This is a genomic window from Bacillus sp. AFS098217 (genome assembly GCF_002551815.1).
Lineage (GTDB): Bacteria > Bacillota > Bacilli > Bacillales > Bacillaceae_G > Bacillus_A.
The window spans coordinates 12,822-35,194 of record NZ_NVPR01000164.1; the positions used below are offsets into that span (position 1 = coordinate 12,822).

Here is a 22,373-nt window from a genome sequence, read left to right on the forward strand (position 1 = left end):
CTTTTACGAAAGGGTGATCTTTTTATTTTTTTGCTTAAACCAATCATGCATCGCTTCTGCATCATGCATCGTCGTATGTTTCAACTCGTAATGATGCCCATGCTCTGATGAAGCAATAATAAATATATATGTGCATAACTTGTCTTTACGCTGCAAGAACGTTTGCGTCTTCGATAATGATTGTATATGCCTTCTACGAATTAAACCTGTCCGCTTTCCAATGCCTCTAGATACAATTGTCAACTGTTCACCATGTAATGCATAGCCACCAGCTGTAAACGATATGTAACCTAACCATGTCAAGAAAACAAATAGCGGAAGTAATACTAGCAGTGCAATATATTTCTCAAAATATATTGCTGCTCCTGCGATTGGGATTGTTAAAATAATAAAGAAGATCCAACTTCTAAGTAAGTAACGCCTTAATGCCGCCTTGGGTAACCCGATAAGACTTGTTTCCATTTTATAAGGAAGTTCTAACTGCTCTAGTAAGCCCGTTACATGTGCTTTTTTCATAAGAGGATGTATCGTTACACTTTTCTCCCCTTTTTCAGCATTTTGAATGACTTCTACATGAATAGAACAATAACCTAACCATTCACGTAACAACGTTTCTTTTATTGTAATCCCTTGAATACGATGTGTTTTTAGCACAACTTCTTTTCTCTCAAAAAGCCCTTGTGAAATCCGTATTTCATTATTTTTTCGGTATATAGTAAAATTAGCATGCTTCATTGCATAGCGAATCGTTGATAAGACCCACGATAAAACAAGTAATACTGCAGCGCCGTATAGCCAAGTGGAAACAGCAAAATCAAAACCTTTCACATATTTTTCCGCTTTGTCTATCATCCAGTTTGGAGCATAGTCATGTGCTTTTGAAGCAATAAACAATAGTACAGAGAACACAATTCCAAATTCACCAGAAGTGATGGAAGCAAAGATAATTTCTTTCCATGTTAATTTGTATTCGGATGATTTCGGTTCTTCTTGTGAAATAGAATCTGTTATCTCTTCCTGATTTTCTCTTTTTACAGCGGTTTCCTCATTCAATAGAGAAATAAGTGCTTTTGCCTCTTCAAGAGTCACACCAGCTAAACTTACTTCTGGTTCCTTCCCCCCGCCTGCTGTTTCAATTTTTAGTCTCGTTAATCCTAATAATTGATATAAAACATTCGAACTTGTATTTATCGTTTGTACACGCTCTTTATTTAAGTAACTCTCTTTTTTCACAAACATCCCTTGTTTTATATGCAATATATTGTCTTTCACCCAATATACTTTGTAATACCAATGGATAATGGCAAATAAAATGGTTACAACAAAAAACGCAATCGGGATCATATACCAAAAAGGAAACTTCCCTTTTAAACTAATTAAAGGAATAATCCCTGGTAATAGATGAGAGAGTTTTAATTCTAGTAAAATCGTGATCGGATGTTGCCTCTTATACATCCTCATCACTCACCTTCGCGAGTTCTCCAATTTGGCGCTTTAATCGCTCAGCTTCCCTCATTGGTAAGCCTGGAATACTATGAGAAGTAGCCGCAGTAGAGATTTTCAATTCTGCTAATCCGTGTTTTCTCATAATTGGACCTTGCTCAATTGTTACGTGCTGTACACGTATCATCGGAACTAATACACGTTTTACCATAAACATACCATGTTGAATCTCAATCTCTTCTTCATTTAGTTGATAACTGTGATAACGTTGACGTAATTTAGGGAATATAAAATAATCAAACGGTATATACACGATTGCCCCGATGAAAAGTACGCAAAAAAGCCACTCCCACCAATTAAACTTAATCATGCATACAAAATACGCAATAACAACAAGGAGCTCAATTCCTGTCTCAATCAAAGCATGAATTTTCCAAACTTTGACCATATCGGGATGAATTTCATTTTCCAATGGCTGCATTTTATCACTCCAAATCTAAAAATCTAATATATGAATTCTCTCATTCTACCATCTTACAGAAAATTACATGTAAATAGAAGTATTTTTACTAAGATTCTTTGTAATTACTCAGCCATCCATTTCATTTAGAAGTTTGATAAGGAGTATGATTCCAATGAAAATACACCCCTTATTACCTATAGAAAGTTATTTTCATTTTTTAGCATATGGATTGCTGCCATGAAGATAAAAATGGACCTACACCTTGCTACCTTTCTTTGTTTTAAAACTTTGCACGTGGCAGGAAAAGGCCCTGACCGCTCCTATACATAGCCAGTCCCTCTCGACCATTTAAAAAATGCTTTTCTTTCGGTTTTTCATAGAGTGACTGAGTAGTTACGATTCTTTCTTTTCATCATCTTTCTTCTCTGGAATGAAATAACCGAACCAAATGAACCAAATAAGACCAATGCACGCTGTCCATCCCTTCTCACCATGAAATGCATCCATTACGTCCGGAAACTTATACACTCCAATTAGCCCAAGAAAACCAAGCCACCAATCTTTGCGAAATTTCATCTTCCCCCTCCTTCCTACCAATTACTTAATCCTATCTATATGCTATCTATGCATCCGGTCTTTAAAGAATATTTGTTCATAAAAAAACAGCACCTTTAATTGTTAGTACGTCTTACAATTAAAGGTGCTATTTATCTATATTTTTCATTCATTTTCCAGAAATCCTGCAATAAATATACAATTGTTATGAGAGCCATTAGACCATTCATTATAAGAACTATTACAATCGATAATTTCATAGTAGGTAATAACATAATACATAGTGAAACAATAGATGCAATAAAAGGAACAACCGCTCTTGTTCTTGTTACGTAAATTTCCTCACTTTGTTTAAGTTGAGGCATTATTCTACCGATAATTAATAGGAAAGGAGTGGTAGCCAAGATGCCTAACCATCCCAAAGCATTTTCAACAAACCAAGGTAAAAATGGCAGGGCTGAAGAAAATATAAATAGATTCAAAACTAAAAGAAATAATTGTATGAGAGATAATCTTATATGTAGTTGTTTCATTTTGTTACACCTCCGATACCATGCAAATTTAATTATGTCTTATTTTTTAATGGTGATCATTTTTGTACAGTAGAGAATCTTCAAGGCTTCGTAGCATGATTTCAATTGAGTAAAAACATCTATGCTTTATTCAGTCTCAAAGAACCGAATTGACAAACAATCATAGGAAGTATACCCGAAAAAACTAAAACGGATCATAACATGGAAAATAAACTCCATCCATGTCATGACCCATTTTATACGTATAGATTAACTCTTCAAACTATCACCATGTTATTACATTTTATGTCCCCACTGGTCAAAGTGATAGTCTTTACCGTCGATTTTAAACCAACCGTCTGCATAAAGTGAACCATCTTCTCTAGCACAGTACCAAAGGTATCCGTATGCAAGAGGCCAAGGTCTATATCCACCACCAACTTGGAACCATCCTGTTTTAGCTGCCCCATTTTCGTCGAAGTAATAATATTTATTATCGATCGTTTGCCAGCCCGTTTGTGCTACGCCGTTATTGTCAAAATGGTATAGCTTACCGTCGATTTTTTCAAATCCTGCTCGGTTAACTGATCCGTCTTCATGAAAATAATATTTTTTTCCGTCAATGTTTTCATAAGCATTGAACGTGTAATTGCGACCATTTGTGAAATAATATCTTTTACCGTCTATCATTTTCCAACCGGTATAGAAAACTCCATCTTCTAGACTATAATATTCTAGTAGGTTCTCACTTTTGTTGAGCCCTGTTTTATAAAGCGAACCGTCATGCTTAAATGATAATATTTTGTTGTCCAACTCAACATTAACAACGCTGTCTATAACTTTTCCATTTAGATCAGAAACTCTCTCAAGCACACCTTTGTCGGAAAAGTGAAGGATAACCCCTCGATCTTCTATACGTACTTCCTTTTTATTTACATTGTAATTTTGGAAGTAATAAATTTTACCATCTACTTCTTTTAGACCTTCTTTAACGAATGCTCCAGAAGCATCGGCATAGGAATCTCCCTGCCAGGTTGATCGTTGTAAAACACCGTCATCATTAAAGTAGTAGTATTTATCCTCAATCAGTGCATCACTTGAATTTCCAGCAACCATGTAGCCATAAGGCGATGAGAAATAATAAGTCTTCCCCTTAATTTCTTGCCAGCCTGTCAAAATGACTCCTTCAGCATCTGTAAAGGAATACCCATCACCTCGATTTATCCAACTGTTCTTTATCACGTTTCCAGAGGAATCTTTTGCAATCCATTTCGTAGCATCTTTTTCATCAGCTACAGCCTGTACTTTATCATACTTCTGTCTCTCATTTTCTTTACCCGGATACCACTCTATTAACCAATTGTTAATTTCATTGTTGCTTTTATCAGAGAAACGAATTTCAGATTTGAAACTCCAATCCGTAGCGAATCCAGAAATATACTGATTACCAGCTAAACTTACTCCATTTTTGTTATTCAAACGGAACTGAAATTTACCATCGTTAGAATTTCCTATCTGAACAAGTTCAAACACTTCATCATCGCTAAGCGAATCGGAATATTGAAGTTCGTTTCCTTCTTTTCCTGAAAGGTATTTTGGACCTGTTTTTACGATTACTTTATTCGTTCCTTTTTTATAAGGGATAATTTGATAAGGTTTACCGTCATTTAGTGTAATGAATGGCAGTTCCAGAGATGTCTCTATGACATTCGTACGCTCCGCCAATACATCAGATAATCGATCATAAAAATCTGCACGAGCTTTAGGATCATTATTAACATAGTTGTCAAGGACATCTTTATCTACTGGCTTTGAAGTCAATGTTACCAATCGTTTTTGCTCATCTGATAATTTATTTGCTATATAATCAAATAGGGTATCCTGACTATAAGTAATCACGCTCCAGTCTTGAAACGAATCGCCTGAATATTTTTTATAAAGTGGATTAAGTATTCTTGGGTTTTTACCAGATGCTTTTTCTACAAATGCAGTGTGATCTTGATTCATTACAACTCCGGTCTTTCCTTCGTTTAATTGTGCTTGTGTAATGTAAAGAAGATCGTGTTCTGAGATATTTGCTGCATTAGGATTTAAATCTATAATTGCTCCTGCGTCAGTAATTTTAAGCTGCTGCCCAGATTTTAGTTGATGATTTTCAATTCTTCCATTTGGATAGCGCACTTTAACTGACTTAGTAAAATTCATATCACCTTGTGTATGATACATGGAAATATTAAATTCCCCAGATTTAAAATTAGGAGCCTGATAAGCTAGATTTTCTGCATATACATCAATGGTAGTGCTTGGTGCTATATCCCCTGGTTCTAGTCCAAGTGTTTGATAAGTGTTTGCTACAGCACCTAATACAGTAATACCTATATCTACTACTGCACCTATCCCTGCACTAGCCCTATTTTCTGCAATAGGTGCCATAGAAAATAGAATACCTAATGCTGCTGTTGCAGGAATTACCTTCTTTCCAATTCCATTTGTTTTAAATTTCTTTTTCATAACGTCATTCCTCATTTTTTATTTGTTTTTTTATCTACTTATTAATCCGAATTTCATGTTCGGAATTCCATCTTAATTTAAATACCTTTCAAAAGACTTTCATAAATGTTACAAAAGTCTTTCAGTAGTTTTGTTATATTACACAATCTGTAATAAATAGAAGTATTTATGGAGAAAGGTGACATAAAAACCCCGCTTTCATTTTAAGAAGACCAGAATATCTAAGCGCATTTGAGAGGTTATTTACCACATACGAGGGTTAAAACAAAGGGAGAATGTGAGTACATGTCATACTTTGTTCTGCATATTAGAAACCTATATGTAAAAAATGAGAATGGATTTATATAGGTAAGAAATAACTAAATAAGTATAACTTTATATAACAATACAATGATGTGAAAACAAAAATTTTATTAATTACACTAAAAATGACATAGAATATGAATTCCATGTCATTTTTCAAAGTGATTTCGAAAATAAGGGGAAAGGGATTTCTCAAGCTTATTTTTCTAGCACATCTGAGCAAATTAATTTTAAAGCATAGGTTTTAATTGCACTTGTTGAGGTAGATGAAACTATAAAACATAAGATTATATTGTACATTGCCTATACTTTTTACTTCTGAGTTAAAATGAAATCACCTTTGATATATTCATCTTATTATATATTTCTTTCAATTTGCTTTCATAAATGTTACAAAAGTCTTGCAATCATCTCATTTCTTTGCTGCTGTAACGGGAAGGGTAAACCAAAATTCACTCCCTTGTTTACCATCTGAACGATCTCGTACACCAATTTCGCCTTTGTGCATTTCGATTAATGATTGTGCAATGGATAATCCGAGCCCAGATCCCCCAGATTGTGAGCTTCTTGATGGATCTGTTCTAAAAAAGCGTTCAAATATGCGCAGTTGATCACTATAAGCAATACCTTCTCCTTCATCACGTACGATGAATTGAACGTGATGTTTCTGCTTATTTTCTTCTATAATTAGCTCAATCGTTCCAGATACTGGAGAATATTGAATTGCATTATGTAACAAATTACTGATAACCCGTGCTATCTTGCAAGGCATAATCCAGAGCTTAGGCAATGTATCAGAAACTTGTAATTGCAAATGGATCTGTTTTTCTTCTAATAAAATAGAATGTGAATCTAGTACTTCTAATAGAATACGATCCATATGTGTGAAACTTGGATAAAAATCTTCTTGTCCAAGTTCTAACTTAGAAAGAACAAATAAGTCATTAATTAATCCACTTAATCTTTGTATTTCTTTATGGATTGTCGTTAAGTACTGCATTTTCATTTCGGGATTTGCAATTACATCATCTTGTAATGCTTCAATCATCAATTGCATGCTAGCCAGAGGTGTTCGTAAGTCATGTGAAATATTCGCAATGAGCTCTGTACGTGCTTTCTCTCCTTCTTCTAACTTCGTAAACCCTTCTTTTAATTTTTTTGCCATTTGTTGAAAAGCTGTTGCTAATTCTTTAAATTCTTTTGGTCCTTGTCCAATTCTATGCATCGTCTCAAATTGTCTATCACTAAATTCTTTTGTTAATGCAATTAAATTTTGAATAGATTCCGTAATAGGGCGTGTTAATAGCCAATAAATAATCGTTGAAAACGCCATTGCTACGGTTACAATTCCTATAAATAACTGTGTTTGTTCCGGCCTAAGTAACATTTTCATTTCGCTATACCAGATAGCAACCAGCATAATGCCGGTGCTTAATAGATTCATCAATAACAATTGATTTCGTAATTTCATATTGTATTCCCCCCAGTTGTCTCAAACCAATAATCTGTGCTTCTCTAACTCTTCATATAGATGATTCATTAACACAGTTACTGTCTTAATCTGCTCGTATCCAAGCTCCCAAATTTGTTGAAGAATTCGAGAACGTAAGAATACATATTTAAAATGTTTTTTGTAATACAAGGCATCTCAAATATCCTTTATTGTAAAATAAAACTAATATCAGTAAACACATCTTAGCTTAAATACCTTTCAACTTTCTTGCAAAAATATAACAAAATGCTTTCAGGAATATCATGAAAGATCAAACTGCATAATTCATACCTGCGTGATTTTGGATTTGAGTCAATATTTTGGACACAAAAAAGTTAAATCTAAGCTACTTTTTTAGCTAGATCTTCTATTGCTTGGGGAGTTTTATAACCAATACTACTATGAATCCTCTTGTGGTTATACCATCCCTCGATGTAATGAATAAACCATTGATAGACAAAGGTTTTCTATTTTCGAGTTAAGATAACGTGTAGAAATAGGTCATAGTCTTACTTTTATTCCTAGATACAACCTATTGAACTGAGAAATAGGGGTGGTGACAGGGTAGCAGGTACTCCCCCTTTTCGGAGGAGTGAAAAAAACATCCAATAACGTTTTTTTACACTTGGGGGTAGTTGATATTCTTAAGTTGATGGTGATGTATGGTGACCCCTATATATCCATTTTGATTTCCAACATATAAGTCACTGCTATGAATAACAAAAGGTGACCTGTACTCGTTTTCTCTTTTTTGTTTTCACTTGGCATGGGGCAGGAAAAAGATCTGACCGCTTCGATGCATGAATAGATGCTCTCTCTCACCTAAAAAGAGGGGCTTTATGTCGGTTTTTTAATTGATGTATATATAGTTTAAGTAAATTGTAATTGATAAAAAACGAAAGAAAAGCTCTCACAAAATGTGAAAGCTTTTATCAAATCGATACTCCCTTTTGCTGAAGTAACCGCATGCGATAACAATTCATCGTCGTTTCTCCGAGCCGTTGCAATAGTTGATAGTTTGCGTATGCGCCAACCGGGGCACCAATCACTGGTACAAGCTGGAGCATCTTTGCTAAATCGATATAATCACGATATTCTTGCTGAAATTTTTCCCAGTCCATATGGTTTTCTTTCTGCGTGTCCCATGTTTCAATTGCTTTCCATATTTGTTTACGATGATCATCACTTGAAAAAGCAAGCTGAAATACGTGGAGAATAAAAAGCCTCTCTTCTTCTTTACTCGTATCAAATCCATAAACAGTAGCTGCATCGAATAGAAATTTAATTTTAATGCTGAGTAAGAGAGGAAAATCTGCAAGGCCAAGTAAGAAACCACCTGCCCCTGTTCCCGCTCCTTCTGCTGCCCCAATCTTTTTATATTCATCCATTTTTTTCATAACTTCTTCATCTCTTCTTTGCAATGACCAATCTGTTTCTTTTAACTTTGGTCTGATAAAGTTAGATCCTATACTAATACCTTGGACCATCTTTTTAATTGTTTCCGTCAATACATTTTGCACTTTTTCTGGAATCAATTGTTGCACTTTCGTTTGCACCTTTTTGGAAAGCCGCGTCATCATAGAAGAATTTTTCATGATTGTAAGTTTCCACTGCTGCACTTCTTTTATGACCTTCTTTTCATAATCAGTCATAAATTCATTCCTTTCAATTTAAACGTTCGATACGTTTTGCACCGTATTGATAGACAAAACCAATACTAAATAAGATGCTGACAGCAAATACAACACAAGCCATGATCATATCTTTTGTTGCCAAAGCAAATACGATTGTAAATACAATACTACCTATACATAAAATTGCATTTAAAAGGCTAAGGAAATCCTTTTTCTTTTCTTCTATAGCCACTGGATATAGATCAAGCCAAACTTTCAGGCGGTGATGCTTCCAAAGGCTTAATAATTGGTAACCAATTAAATATAAAAATACGATACTTACAATGAAACGCCCGTATAAAAACGGTATAAAGTAAAGAATGACACCGCCAATAGCTAGTAAGCGAATATACAATCCAAAATAATTACCCGATCTTAAAAAGGTACGTGTATACAAATATAAATATGTGCGTTTTTCACCAACTATCGAAAGCACAAAATCAAGCCACTTTCTGCGTGATACTCTCTCCTTTAATGCTGGTACATCAACAAACATATTCGCAATTCGGTACAGGAGCATCATTTTCTTGCCTTCTTCAGTAATTAAGTATTCCCAGTTTATCGGTTTTCCTTTTACTTTTTGGTGCATCACACCAATATATATAGCCATAACAAGCAGAATAACTCCCATATAAATGACTGGCATACGTTCTACGAGGAAATACACAAATAATCCGTTACAGATGAAACGAATGAACCAATCAGCTCGCTGCACACTTTGGTCTGTTAAAAATGATTTTTCCCATGTTACAAATAAATTCCAAGCCTTGACTAAAACAAGCGCGGTCACAATCCATATGTAAGTCCCGCCCGTTTGCTTCATTTGCTGGAAGTATAACGGGGCAAGTGCAGCCGCTGTAATTGCTATCACATATAGCTGAATCATAAATGTAAAGAGAAATGCCTTCGTAAAGTACGGCTTTAATTTTTCTTCAACTGGAAGCAAGTACACAAGATCGGCTTCTTTTAATAATGTTTGAATAGATCCTGTCGTTAATACAAGCCCCAGTAAAACTGCCATAACGAGCGCGGCCGGAAACGAAGGTGTTAACGTTTGTAACCATTGCTGATAATAATACGCACCGGCTCCGATAATGAATACGAAAATAAATTTCAAATGGTCATTAAACACATATTTACTATATGTACGAACTTCTTTTAAAAAATGCCTAAATCGTTCTTTCCATAATACGCTGCTATTCATAATCTTCTTCCTTTGTTAACGCAATATAAATGTCATCTAGCGTTGCACCAGGCATATGAAATTGTGACTGCAATTCCGATAATGTTCCTTTCGCCCTTACTTCACCTTGATGTAAAATAATAAAGGAATCACAGTAGCGCTCTGCTGTCGCTAAAATATGAGTACTCATTAAAATACCAGCACCATTCTTTTTCATCTTGTCCATCATTTGAAGCAGTGACTGAATCGCCAACGGATCTAATCCAACAAAAGGCTCATCAACAATATAAAGCGACGGTTCAACAAGGAACGCACTCATAATCATCACTTTTTGTTTCATCCCTTTTGAGAAATGAGAGGGAAACCATTTCAAACGATTCTTCATTCGAAATTCTTGTAATAATTGCCCGACACGCTCTTCATATTGTTTTTCATCTACACCATATGCCATCGCTGTTAACTTTAAATGCTCTTCTAACGTTAATTCATCATATAATACAGGTGTTTCAGGAATGAATGAGAAGCTAGAGCGATATGCGGTCATATCTTCTTGAATCGTTTTCCCGTTAATTGTAACACTGCCCTTTTTCGGTTCCATTAAACCAATGATATGTTTAATCGTTGTACTTTTTCCTGCTCCATTTAGACCGATTAAACCAACAAGTTCTCCTTTATTCACAGAAAATGAAACATTTTGCAGGACAGGCCGCTTCGTATATCCTCCTGTGACATTTTCCACACGTAATAACTGTTCCATATGACACCACTTTCTTCGTTATATTCATTCACTTTTAGAAAAGCGTATACTTCAATAAAATGTATATACTCATCTTACCAAAAAATAAAAGATCCTTCATAGTATCGAATTTCTTCAAAAAAAAATTAATTTCTTTACATATCTCCTGCAAAACGGGACATCATAATGAGTGAAGAAGGAACACATTGAAAAAGCAGCCACCAAATTGATGAATACAACTTAGTCAAATCATCATGAAATGGGGTGTCCATAATGGACAAAAAACATTTACACGAAGTCAGATCATTTGTTTTATTTTAGAAACGGGGTGTCTCGAGGAGAGTATATACTGTTTTATAAAATAAACAATTTCATTTTATAAAAGATTGCAATTTCATTTCATTGAAAATGGGGTGTCTACGGCAGAATACTAGCCGAATTACCATGCATTTCTTAAATAAATGAGGTGTCTGTGAACGGTAAATTATAAAAAATGCTTTTTCAATCCCTCTTCAGAAAACAGGAAGCTGAGCCAGCTTCCTGTTTTTCGTGTTTGTTCTCCTATGTAATTATGGTAAAATACGGCTAAGACTACTTGAAAGGATGAGAACAATGAATCATACAGCAGATAATTGTATTTTTTGTAAAATCATTGAAGGACAAATTCCTTGCTCAAAAGTATATGAAGATGAACATGTGCTTGCATTTTTAGATATCAGTCAAGTAACAAAAGGACATACACTTGTTATTCCAAAAGTACACAAGCAAGATATCTTTGCTTTAACGCCAGAAATTGCATCCCATATTTTTTCTGTCGTTCCTAAAATCGCCAATGCGATTAAATCGGAATTTAATCCAGTCGGCTTTAACTTATTAAATAACAATGGTGAAAAAGCTGGACAAACTGTATTCCACTTCCACCTTCATTTAATTCCACGCTACGGCGAAAACGATAGTTTTGGACTCGTTTGGAAATCAAACCAAAATGAATATACGATGGACAATTTACAAAATATCGCAAGTACCATTGCAAATAGTGTAAAATAAGATTAAGAGTAAGAATACTCTCTATTTTGTACAAATTGTACACAGCACTATCGAAACATATAAAAAACAAATGTACATAACAGGCCTACTCCTCCAAATGCAATATACTGCATGGCTTGTTTCTTAACCCAAAATGCTGGAGGATATGATCTTTTTTGCTTTACAAATAACAGTAAATGCATAGCGCGCGCAAGAAAGAAAAGACTTAGGGCAAAACAAATGGTCGTCATGATTTTCACTTTTCTCCCCCCTTGTCTTAAGCATATGCACTGTTTTATACATCATGAATATGAACAAAAAATAAGGAGGTTTCCTTTTATGTCAAAAGCTAAATCCTTTGTAACAGGTATAATTTGCGGCGGAGCTGTCGCTGGACTAGCCGTTCTGTTTTCTACTCCTTCTTCTGGTAAAGTTATGCGTAGCAAACTAAAAGAAAAAGGAAATGATATTAAAAAGACGCTAGCTGATATTACGGCTGATACAAAATTATTAAAACGTCAAATTGTTGAAACAGCTTCAGAAGGCAAAGAAGTCTTTCAAGGACTGAAAGATGATATGCAAGATACACTTTCTACATGGAAGCAAGATATTTCTCAAAACAAACGCCACATTGAACAAGAGATTTTAGACATTCAAAAATCAATTGAAAAATTGCAACAAGCAGTTCCAGAAAAAGCGTAAAACAAGCCTAAAACACGCCACACTTATACTGTGGCGTGTTTTTTATTTACACCTTACTCGCCCTTATGTAACAATTCCTTATTCATCCGAGCAATTAGATCTTCAATTACTTCTTTATTCAAATAATAATACGTTCTATTTTGTGAACGCATACTTTTCACAATTCCTTGTATTGTCATCGTCCTCATATGATGAGATATTGTCGCATTTGTAAGTTGTAACTTCTCAGCGATTTCATTTGCATATAGTTGATCATGACTTAATAATGTTAAAATTTTAAACTTACTTTTATCAGACAATGATTTAAGCATATTGGTTATATAATCTAAATCATCATTTCCTTTCATTACATTAAAAAACAAATCAACTTTAATTCCTAGGCCTACATACACAGCATTTCTATCTTTGGATATAATGGCTGTATAAGGAATAAGCGTTGGAAAAACATAAATATTTTTTTCCTGGATATACTCGTTACCTTTTAATGTTTCAATAATTTGAATAGAAAAATTCATTTCATATGTCTCTAGTTGTTGTACCCAGCTTTCTCTTACTGTATGTAAAACTTCCAGGGCTTTATCTAAATCTTTATCTACTTCCAGCAATTTTCTTAAAAACATGTCCACATATTTTTTAGGATCCTTTAAAACTGTAAATACATTCCACTTACAATCCGCTTTCATATGTAAATCATTCAAGAAATCAAATATTTTATTATCATCCATAATCATTTCTTCAACATCAATATGTTCTGTCACTTTATTCAGATACACTAAAGATTGAATAATGTTTATTTGAATCTTTTCCTTACTACACTGCGAAAGATATTCCACAATCTCCTCCGAATTTTTATCAAACAATTCAGGTATCTTATAAAAAGAAGTAGCTAAACAGAAAACATTCCCATTGCTCACCTCTTCGTATTCGCAAAAACTTTCAAAGTATAAATCTAAAAAACCACTATCTAAGCCTTTAATTTTTTTTATTTTATTTCGTAATACATCGTATTCTTTATCTAAATGTAAACCCATACTATTGAAATAGTTTCCGAAAAATTCCTCATGCTTTAAAAATAATAACGAATACACTTTATCTAAGAAATCTGATACTTTGTCATTAATAACTAAATTCAACTTCATACTCCTTTCCTCTGTATACATACCCTTTTGTACATAAGAAATAATTTTATATTCTACATATACATCAATTAAAAACCGACATAAAACCCCTCTTTTTAAGGTGGGAGAGAGAATCTGACCATGCATAGAAGCGGTCAGGCCTTTTTCTGCCACATGCGAAGGAAAAACAGAAAGAACAAACAAGTGGAGGTTACTTTTTACTTATATCTAATTCCATTAGACATTTTTTCTAAATCATTCCAATTTAATATACGAATAAAATTCTTGTCTCTTTCAATAATTTTCTTTTTGGAAAGAGAATGAATCACTCGATTTAGATGACGATATGTTGTACCAAGTAAATCTGCAATCTCTTTAATATTGGAAGTCTTTATCTCAATTCCAAAATCATTATTAGGTTCAGATGATCTCGTGGACATAAGATAGCTTGCAAATCTATTTTCCACAGATGCTAATAAATTCACACGAGAAGCTGCTGTACAAGTTTGGAGCTTATAGCTTATATGTTCTAAAAGGGTATGTAAAAACCTTGGATTATCCATTTCATGTTGTTTTATATAATCAAAAGGAAGCCCAATCAATAAGCATTCATTTACTGCTTGAACCTGCGATTGAACGGGAACATCACGAATTAATTCAATATCACCAATAATGGACAAAGGTTGAACAAATCGTAGTAAAAGTGATTTCCCATTTTCAATACTTGAAGTTATTTTCACTTTTCCTTCTACTAAAAACAACAGTGATTCCAGTTCAATTCCTTCTAGTGAAATAATTTCATTTGGCTCATACTGTTGCAATGAAAATGGGAGTTGCTTTGCTTGATCAAACATTCCCCTAATATTATATTCTTGTAATTTCGTTTCAAGTAGTTTCGGATCTTGAATATATTTCATATAAAACTCCTTTTGGGACATATGTCCTTTTCATTATAAGATAAATTGATATGATAAGAACAATTAAAAGGTGGAGGAGCGACATAGAATGAAATTTGTATTTGATTTAGATGGAACAATTTGTTTTAAAGGTCAGCCTGTTTCTGAAAAGTTATTACTAGCATTAGAAAATTTAGTAGCGCAAGGACATGAAGTCATTTTCGCTTCTGCTAGACCAGTACGCGATTTACTCCCCGTCTTACATAAGCGTTTTCATCAATATCCAATGATTGGTGGCAATGGCTCAATGGTTGCAATAAAGGGAAAAATCATATCAACGGTCAGCTTTGATGAAGAAACGCTCGCAAATATTTTTCAATTACTAAGTACTTATAATGTTTCTTATTTGATAGATGGTGATTGGGATTATGCCTATACAGGGCCAGCTACACATCCAATTTTAAATAACCTCGATCCACTAAGACGAGCTAAAAACGTTCAATTGGATACACTACAGCCAATCGTGAAAATTTTAATGCTTACTTCAGATAACATGGAAGAAGTTGCAGAACAACTTAGCAAGATGAATGTTGTTGTTCACTCTCATGGGAATGAAGGAGTTTTAGACATAAGCCCAAACGGAATAGATAAATGGAGTGGATTGCAGCAATTGGGCGTAGAAGAAGGTGGATATATAGCATTTGGAAATGATGCGAATGATATTACAATGTTTCAACATGCAATGTATTCCGTTATGATTGGTGAAAATTCACAACTAGCACCGTTTTCATCTGAAAAAATTTCATTAAGTGAGGATATAGAAAATCTTCTAATTCAAAGACTTAGTGATTTGAGTGATCTAAATTCAATAAATAAGTTATTAACTTGTATGAAGTAGCCTAAGGGCTTTTTATGAAATAATTAAAACCTAATTTCTCGTTATTTTAGCGTGAAATTAGGTTTTTTTATAAAGAAATCTGCATTTCCCTGACGCTCCCCCAGTTGATCCCTCCCCCTCAAATAGTCGAATCAATCACTAAAATCCCCCTGCTACATGAACAAAAATTCCTATATACAATTGACAAAAAACAAATACTTATCTAAAGTTATTTTAGATGTATATCTAAAATAACTTTAGATATACACAAAAACAAAGGGGAGATTTAAATGGATTGTAAAAAAATTATTGTTTTAATTACTTTATTATTGGGAACTTTCATCGCTTTAATGGATACAACCATTGTCAACATTGCAATCCCAGAGATATTAGATTATTTTTCTTGTTCTTTATCTGTCGTTTCTTGGGTCACTACAGGATATAATTTATCTTTCGCAGTATTATTAATAACCGCTTCTAGGCTTGCCGATCAATTTGGAAGAAAAAAAATATTTATTTTTGGCATTATATTATTTACAATCACTTCACTCCTAGCAGGAATGAGCCAATCCATTGAAACATTACTATTATTTAGAGCAATTCAAGGCGCCTCAGCTGCATGTATCGTGCCCGTAACAATGCCTATTGCTTTAGATATTGTTCCAAAGGAAAAGAAAGGTTTAATAATTGGAATTTGGGGTGCCTTCTCTGGTTTAGCAGCGGCTTTAGGACCTCTATTAGGAGGGGTATTAACAGATAAAATAAATTGGCAATCTATTTTTTACATCAATATTCCAATCGGAATATTGACCGTTATTTTAGCTATTATTTTCATGAAAGAGACTTGCGATAAAACTGCAAGTAAAAGAATAGATTTCCTAGGTATGATTACTTTATCCATCGCTTTATTTTGTCTAACCTTTGCTTTTGCAAAAGCAGCCGATAAAGGATGGACTTCACCTTATATCCTAACCTTATTTGCTGTTTCATTTATATTTATAATAGGGTTTTTGTTTATAGAATCCAAAACTTCCGAACCAATGGTACAACTGAAACTTTTAAAAATAAGAACTTTCTCTTTTAGTTCCTTAACATTATTTATAGTAGGACTTGGCTTAACGAGCGGTACACTTCTTATTACTTTATTGCTAACGAGCTTAATGGAAAAATCAGAGTTAGAAGCTGGACTCATTGTATCTTCATTAGCATTTAGTTCAATGATTACTTCTATTATTTCAGGTAAGTTTTCCGACCGGTATGGTGGTACATGGTTTTCTACTGTAGGTATGATTGGATTAATGATGACAACGTATTTGTACGGGAATGTTCATTTTGATTCCTCTGTTTCTGAGGTTATCATTTTATTATGCGCAACAGGACTATCATTAGGTCTTATTATGGGCCCTGCTATGGGGTCAGCTATACGACAAGTCCCTAACGAAAAAGTCGGAATTGCATCTGGCATTATCAATATGATGCGATCCGTCGGTCAAGCATTAGGAATTGCCATATTGACAACTATATTGAGTACAAACATGACAAATAATGTCGAGATTGCAAAAAAAGAGGCCATTCAAATGGTTGAACAAAACACAGTGTTTGACGACAATGCAAAAAAAGAAATCATACATAACATACAAACAGCGAATGGTACTTCGCAGCCTAAAAACAATGAATTATTAAAACAGATCGACAAAAAAGAGAAAGAAATCCTTGCCAACACACCAGACGCTTATAAAGAAAAAGTAAAACAAAGCTTTCAAAAGCAAAAAGAGGAAGCAATGATTGTAAAAGATAAAATAGCTCATTTATATAAAAAACATGTAAATACTAGTTTTAGCTATACGTTTAAATTTGCAAGTTGGATTGTAGCACTTGGCGTTTTATTTGCCTTATTCAGCGATGTAAATCCTAGAAAGCAGGCGATTCGAAATCAGAAGTTACATGTGCATTAAAATTGAAGTCGTCTTCTCTTATATTCTGTAGAGAAGACGATTTTTCAAATACCTCTCCATTCCCTATCTCTTCAATAAATCCCCATAATATGAAGATATATCGCTTGTAATTTTATTCAATTTATATTCAATAAATGATAAATAAAATACATAATTTCTCATAATTTGTAATGAAACATTTTATATCTATATCTTCTCTATTACGTGGAAAAATAGAGATTCGTGAAAATTATTCATTTACAGCATTTTTCTTCTATCTTTTTTCACCCCTTCATATCCCCCATACACAGTACTACACTTTATCATATAGCGTTTACAAATTTTCTTTATTGACCGCCAATTGTTATTTTTCCGAAAAATTTTCACAATTCTCACAAAAAGACTTTATTAATTTTTATTTTACTGGCATAATAGATACTAATGAATAAGAATGTAAAAAGTGGGTGAGTATATGAAAAATGGAGAAAAAGATTACACGGTAAAAGAAGCAATGATTTTTAGTCAACGCATTGCTCAATTATCGAAAGCGTTATGGAAATGTGTAGAGAAAGATTGGCAACAGTGGATTAAGCCATATGATTTAAACATTAATGAGCATCATATTTTATCAATCGCTTATCATTTAAAAGGGGCTTCTATCTCTGAGATTGCAAAGTTTGGCGTTATGCACGTATCAACGGCATTTAACTTTTCTAAAAAACTTGAAGAGCGTGGGTATCTTGTATTCTCAAAAAAAGAAGACGATAAACGAAATACGTATATTGAAATTACTGAAAAAGGGGAAGAATTATTGCTGCAATTAATGGAGGAGTATAACCCTGAAAGTAATTCGGTCTTTAATGGCGCTCTTGCCCTTCGCAATTTTTATGGGAAATTTCCAGAAAATATCGAATTAATCGCAATTTTGAGAAATGTTTATGGTCAAGACTTTATCGATATTTTTGAGAAATCACTAGATAGTATTGAGGAAAATTTCACGGAACACGATCAAAAATTAATTAAAAAATAATACAGATTATCTTTTCGCTATCATGCGTATAAATTCTTCCATAATTGGCTGAAATAAGCCTTGTTTTGCTAGCGCTTCCGCAGTTTCGTTTACTTCGAGCTGATGTGGAAGCGCTTTTTCAAATTGATCCAAAAGAGCATCAAACAAAAGTAAGCCCTCTTTTTTCTCTGCTATGTATTGTTCGTTCAATTGTTCGCAAAGATTTAGTATGCGTTCGATATCCTTTTTACGTGCCTTTTTCTTTATAATTAAAGAATAAAATGGACACTTATCTTCGTCGATCATTTGAAAAAGAAGTTCTACATAATATTCAGCTTGTTCTAGTCTTTTTACAACGTCCATTTTCTCCCTCTCTTTCTAACCAAAGTCTTCTATTTCTGAATTTTATAACACGAACAAAATATCGTATGATACAATATATAAAGCATATGTATTTTGGCCAAAAGGAGGTATCTCCTCGTGACTCTTATAGAAATCATTTTCGTCACATTTGCACTTATTGTTCTATTCTACACGAATTTCATGACGCACACACTGTGTGAGCGAAAGCAAATATCCGCGAGCCGCCAACCGGGCGTTTTTCGGATGATGAATGTATGTATTACGATTCTATTAATTTCTAGTTATATAGAAATTATATTTCACGGAAAGTGAGGAAGGGAAGCTCCTTCCTCACTTTTTTCCTCTATAAACAAATTATACCTACTATAACCAATAAAATAAACAGTACAAGTAATAAAATAAGCGATGAATTCATTCCCCTATCCCCTCCTATTTCCTTTATATGCACATTCGCCTAAATAAGGTACTCTCTTCTCAATCTGACAATTCCCCTCAATAAATGGGCAATTTTTCTTTATCAATAGGAAAAGGCTTCAAAATATGATATATTAAATTTTGTACATATTGCCCATACTATAAAATAAAATTACCTTTATCTACATTTTATCCTCAGCCTCGGTAGGCCCTGTTAAGTATGCTTTTACATAATAAGAAGGCAGAAGACCAGTGAGACTTAATCGGGCTCTTTTGGACAAAATATCATCTAAAATGAGGAAACTGTTCATTTGTGCGGGATAAATTAAAAATACATAATAGTAGGAGTGTTTATTTAATGAAGAAAGCTATACTTGCCTTAGCCGCAACCAGTGTACTTGCCTTATCAGCATGTGGAACATCTGATAAAATTGTAACTTCTAAAGCTGGTGACATCACAAAAGAAGAACTTTATACAACAATGAAGCAACAAGCAGGTAAACAAGTTTTACGTAATATGGTTGTCGAAAAGGTAATGATTAAAAATTACAAAGTCGATGACAAAGAAGTCGACAAGAAATATGATGAATTCAAAAAACAGTACGGTGACCAATTTGCAACACTATTAAAGCAACAAGGTATTAAAGAAGATACTTTAAAAAATAGTGTTCGCGCTCAATTAGCAACAGAAAAAGCGATTGAACAGAGCATCACTGACAAAGAATTAAAAGATAATTATAAACCTGAAATTAAAGCAAGCCACATTCTTGTAAAAGATGAAGAAACTGCGAAAAAAGTGAAAGATGAACTTGCACAAGGTAAATCTTTCGAAGATTTAGCGAAGGAATACTCTACAGATCCAGGATCAAAAGATAAAGGCGGAGATCTTGGATACTTCGGACCAGGTAAAATGGTACCAGAATTTACAGATGCTGCTTATAAATTGAAAAAAGATGAAGTAAGTGACCCTGTGAAAACACAATACGGTTACCACATCATTAAAGTAACAGATATTAAACCACAAGAAAAAACTTTCGATCAAGCAAAAGGCGATATTAAAAAAGATCTTGTTGCGAAAAAATCTCAAGATCCTCAATTTATGAGTGACCTTATCACAAAAGAAGTGAAAAAAGCTGATGTGAAGATTGAAGATAAAGACTTAAAAGATATCTTTGAGACTCCAAAAGCAGACACAGAGAAAAAATAATTCATATAAAATAAGCTGTCAGGCCTTTCCTGACAGCTTATTTTCGTATTGCTCTTTTTTAAATGATATTGTTGTTAAATACTCATTGTATATGGAACTTTTCTACAATATTTTTCTCTCAAAGCTATATAAATCCATTTTCATTTTTCGGCATCTAAATCCCTGCTATGCAGAACCAAAAGTAACCTACACTCGTTTGCTCNNCTCTCTCCCACCTAAAAAAAAGGCCTAAAGGTTCTCTCTTCCCTTTAGGCGCTTTTTATTGCTGATCTTAAGCTAATGCAGCTGCGTGTTCTTGCTGATCTACAGGCACTACGGCATCTCTTAATGCTTTCTCTAATTCAGCTGTATATTTCAGTTGTTCTTCTTTACTCCAACCTAATTTTGCAGCCATATACGTAATCACAGATTCTTTCCAATCATATACCCAGTGAATGTTGAAGAATACAGCCCCTCTTCGGCGTACGAAGAAGTCCACAGGTTTTACTGTCATTTCATAGTCCATCGCGTATACGAGCGGTACAAGCACGTCTAACGGCATGTTATACTCTTTCGCTTCTTCTTTCAATTGTTTTGCTAAGTTAAAGAGAATATCGACGTTAGAACCATAGAATTTCGCAAATTGTTCTGCTTGTTCTGTCGTTAAACCATATTTTGTTCCCTCCACAGCTTTTTTCGCAATAAATGTTGGAAACCCATTAGAACCACCTACATGTCCGCCAGAGATTGGCATATGTTTCGTTTTTGTTTTTGGATATGCGCTATGCCCCTCTTTTTGCATTAAAGATGTTACATAGTCAACTACCATTTCTGCCATTTTCCGATATCCTGTTAATTTACCGCCAGCAATTGTAATTAAACCAGAGTCAGATGTCCAAATTTCATCTTTACGAGAAATTTCAGATGCGCTCTTTCCTTCTTCGTAAATTAATGGACGTACACCAGCCCAGCTTGATTCAATATCTTTTTCTGTAATTTTAACTGTTGGGAACATATAATTAATCGCATTGATAATATATGTGCGATCCTCTGTTGTCATTTGCGGTACTGCTGCGTCTTTATCATAGAACGTATCTGTTGTACCTACATATGTTTTCCCGCCGCGCGGGATTGCGAAGACCATACGTCCATCTGGTGTATCAAAATAGATCGCTTGCCCAAGCGGGAAACGTTTTTGATCAATAACTAAATGCACACCTTTTGATAACTGCAGTACTTTTCCTTTTTTCGAATTATCTTTTTCACGAAGTGTATCCACCCAAGGACCAGCTGCGTTTACAATTTTCTTCCCGTATACTTCATATACTTCTCCGTCTAATAAATCAATAACACGCACACCGCATACTTTACCATCTTTATATAAGAACCCGTCTACTTTTGCATAGTTAACTGCTTTCGCACCGTGTTCAATTGCTTCTTTCATTACTTCGATTGTTAAACGCGCATCATCTGTACGATATTCTACGTAATAACCGCCGCCTTTTAATCCTTCTTGTTTTACAAGCGGTTCTTTTTTCATTGTTTCTTCGCGGCTAAACATTTTTCTGCGTTCGCTTCGTTTTACTCCCGCAAGGAAGTCATATACACGAAGACCAATTGATGTACTGAATGAACCAAATGTACCGCCTTTATGGAACGGAAGTAACATCCACTCTGGTGTTGTTACATGGGGACCGTTCTCATATACGATTGCACGCTCTTTCCCCACCTCTGCTACCATCTTCACTTCAAGTTGTTTCAAATAACGTAAACCACCGTGTACAAGTTTTGTTGAACGACTTGATGTACCTGCTGCAAAGTCTTGCATTTCAAACACAATTGTTGATAACCCGCGTGTTGCCCCATCTAATGCAATACCTGAACCAGTAATACCTCCACCAATTACGATCACATCTAACTCTTGTTTATTTACCTCGTTTAATACGTCTTTACGTTGTTTACTTGAAAATTCCATGG

General features: G+C 34.2%; 21 protein-coding genes. 7 read left to right on the plus strand and 14 right to left on the minus strand.

From position 1 onward, the window contains the following. Positions 1–3: 3 nt before the first annotated feature. From COO03_RS25005 to ecsA, 9 genes are all read right to left on the minus strand, one after another. On the minus strand, positions 4–1,455 hold the full coding sequence (locus tag COO03_RS25005) for a PH domain-containing protein (RefSeq protein WP_097899664.1): 1,452 nt from the start codon (positions 1,453–1,455) through the stop codon (positions 4–6). Beyond that, positions 1,448–1,924 (minus strand): PH domain-containing protein, encoded by a 477-nt coding sequence (locus COO03_RS25010; RefSeq protein WP_097899665.1) that lies wholly within the window; start codon positions 1,922–1,924, stop codon positions 1,448–1,450. Before COO03_RS25010 ends, COO03_RS25005 begins: the two co-directional genes overlap by 8 nt. Positions 1,925–2,299: 375 nt before the next feature. After that, complete coding sequence (locus tag COO03_RS25015) at positions 2,300–2,482, minus strand: hypothetical protein (RefSeq protein ID WP_097899666.1); 183 nt, start codon at positions 2,480–2,482, stop codon at positions 2,300–2,302. Between the two features lie 131 nt (positions 2,483–2,613). Then, positions 2,614–2,994: a hypothetical protein gene (locus COO03_RS25020; RefSeq protein WP_097899667.1), complete on the minus strand. Its 381-nt coding sequence runs from the start codon at positions 2,992–2,994 to the stop codon at positions 2,614–2,616. Positions 2,995–3,270: 276 nt separating this feature from the next. Beyond that, positions 3,271–5,484 carry an N-acetylmuramoyl-L-alanine amidase family protein gene (locus tag COO03_RS25025; protein ID WP_097899668.1) on the minus strand — a complete coding sequence of 738 codons (2,214 nt, stop codon included), beginning with the start codon at positions 5,482–5,484 and terminating at the stop codon, positions 3,271–3,273. Positions 5,485–6,199: 715 nt separating this feature from the next. Then, on the minus strand, positions 6,200–7,258 hold the full coding sequence (locus COO03_RS25030) for a sensor histidine kinase (RefSeq protein WP_097899669.1): 1,059 nt from the start codon (positions 7,256–7,258) through the stop codon (positions 6,200–6,202). Between the two features lie 953 nt (positions 7,259–8,211). Next, positions 8,212–8,931 carry an EcsC family protein gene (locus COO03_RS25035; protein WP_097899670.1) on the minus strand — a complete coding sequence of 240 codons (720 nt, stop codon included), beginning with the start codon at positions 8,929–8,931 and terminating at the stop codon, positions 8,212–8,214. Positions 8,932–8,944: 13 nt separating this feature from the next. Then, positions 8,945–10,156: an ABC transporter permease gene (locus COO03_RS25040; RefSeq protein ID WP_097899671.1), complete on the minus strand. Its 1,212-nt coding sequence runs from the start codon at positions 10,154–10,156 to the stop codon at positions 8,945–8,947. Next, the gene (gene ecsA, locus COO03_RS25045) at positions 10,149–10,892 is read right to left on the minus strand and encodes an ABC transporter ATP-binding protein EcsA (protein ID WP_097899672.1); all 744 of its coding nucleotides are present in this window, start codon (positions 10,890–10,892) and stop codon (positions 10,149–10,151) included. Before ecsA ends, COO03_RS25040 begins: the two co-directional genes overlap by 8 nt. Positions 10,893–11,483: 591 nt before the next feature. Between ecsA and COO03_RS25050 the strand changes: the two genes are divergently transcribed. Both COO03_RS25050 and COO03_RS25060 read left to right on the plus strand, forming a co-directional pair. Next, complete coding sequence (locus COO03_RS25050; RefSeq protein ID WP_097899673.1) at positions 11,484–11,918, plus strand: HIT family protein; 435 nt, start codon at positions 11,484–11,486, stop codon at positions 11,916–11,918. Between the two features lie 318 nt (positions 11,919–12,236). Beyond that, positions 12,237–12,599 carry a YtxH domain-containing protein gene (locus COO03_RS25060; protein WP_097899675.1) on the plus strand — a complete coding sequence of 121 codons (363 nt, stop codon included), beginning with the start codon at positions 12,237–12,239 and terminating at the stop codon, positions 12,597–12,599. 53 nt (positions 12,600–12,652) lie between these two features. Here the strand turns inward: COO03_RS25060 and COO03_RS25065 are convergent, their stop codons facing one another. Both COO03_RS25065 and COO03_RS25070 read right to left on the minus strand, forming a co-directional pair. Beyond that, the gene (locus tag COO03_RS25065; protein ID WP_097899714.1) at positions 12,653–13,738 is read right to left on the minus strand and encodes an ArsR/SmtB family transcription factor; all 1,086 of its coding nucleotides are present in this window, start codon (positions 13,736–13,738) and stop codon (positions 12,653–12,655) included. Positions 13,739–13,935: 197 nt separating this feature from the next. Beyond that, the gene (locus tag COO03_RS25070) at positions 13,936–14,634 is read right to left on the minus strand and encodes a Crp/Fnr family transcriptional regulator (protein ID WP_097899676.1); all 699 of its coding nucleotides are present in this window, start codon (positions 14,632–14,634) and stop codon (positions 13,936–13,938) included. An 88-nt stretch (positions 14,635–14,722) separates the two neighbouring features. Between COO03_RS25070 and COO03_RS25075 the strand changes: the two genes are divergently transcribed. The 3 genes from COO03_RS25075 to COO03_RS25085 all read left to right on the plus strand — a co-directional run bounded on the left by COO03_RS25075 (position 14,723) and on the right by COO03_RS25085 (position 18,454). Then, a complete protein-coding gene (locus COO03_RS25075; RefSeq protein WP_097899677.1) occupies positions 14,723–15,511 on the plus strand; it encodes an HAD-IIB family hydrolase in 789 nt (262 codons plus the stop codon). Positions 15,512–15,780: 269 nt separating this feature from the next. Further along, a complete protein-coding gene (locus COO03_RS25080; protein WP_097899678.1) occupies positions 15,781–17,445 on the plus strand; it encodes an MFS transporter in 1,665 nt (554 codons plus the stop codon). Between the two features lie 451 nt (positions 17,446–17,896). Beyond that, entirely contained in the window at positions 17,897–18,454 is a 558-nt protein-coding gene (locus COO03_RS25085) for an HTH-type transcriptional regulator Hpr (protein ID WP_097899679.1), read from the plus strand. Positions 18,455–18,460: 6 nt separating this feature from the next. Here the strand turns inward: COO03_RS25085 and COO03_RS25090 are convergent, their stop codons facing one another. Further along, positions 18,461–18,796 carry a DUF1878 family protein gene (locus COO03_RS25090; RefSeq protein ID WP_097899680.1) on the minus strand — a complete coding sequence of 112 codons (336 nt, stop codon included), beginning with the start codon at positions 18,794–18,796 and terminating at the stop codon, positions 18,461–18,463. Positions 18,797–18,913: 117 nt separating this feature from the next. On the opposite strand from COO03_RS25090, the gene COO03_RS25095 reads away from it, so the two are divergent. Next, positions 18,914–19,108, plus strand: a complete 195-nt coding sequence (locus tag COO03_RS25095; protein WP_097899681.1) for a hypothetical protein — start codon at positions 18,914–18,916, stop codon at positions 19,106–19,108. Between the two features lie 31 nt (positions 19,109–19,139). On the opposite strand, the gene COO03_RS28210 is transcribed toward COO03_RS25095, so the two are convergent. Further along, positions 19,140–19,244: a YjcZ family sporulation protein gene (locus COO03_RS28210; RefSeq protein ID WP_328287636.1), complete on the minus strand. Its 105-nt coding sequence runs from the start codon at positions 19,242–19,244 to the stop codon at positions 19,140–19,142. A 324-nt stretch (positions 19,245–19,568) separates the two neighbouring features. On the opposite strand from COO03_RS28210, the gene prsA reads away from it, so the two are divergent. Beyond that, positions 19,569–20,417, plus strand: coding sequence for a peptidylprolyl isomerase PrsA (prsA, locus tag COO03_RS25100; protein ID WP_097899682.1), 849 nt, complete (start codon positions 19,569–19,571; stop codon positions 20,415–20,417). Between the two features lie 271 nt (positions 20,418–20,688). On the opposite strand, the gene glpD is transcribed toward prsA, so the two are convergent. After that, positions 20,689–22,371 (minus strand): aerobic glycerol-3-phosphate dehydrogenase, encoded by a 1,683-nt coding sequence (gene glpD, locus COO03_RS25105; protein WP_097899683.1) that lies wholly within the window; start codon positions 22,369–22,371, stop codon positions 20,689–20,691. Positions 22,372–22,373 lie beyond the last annotated feature (2 nt).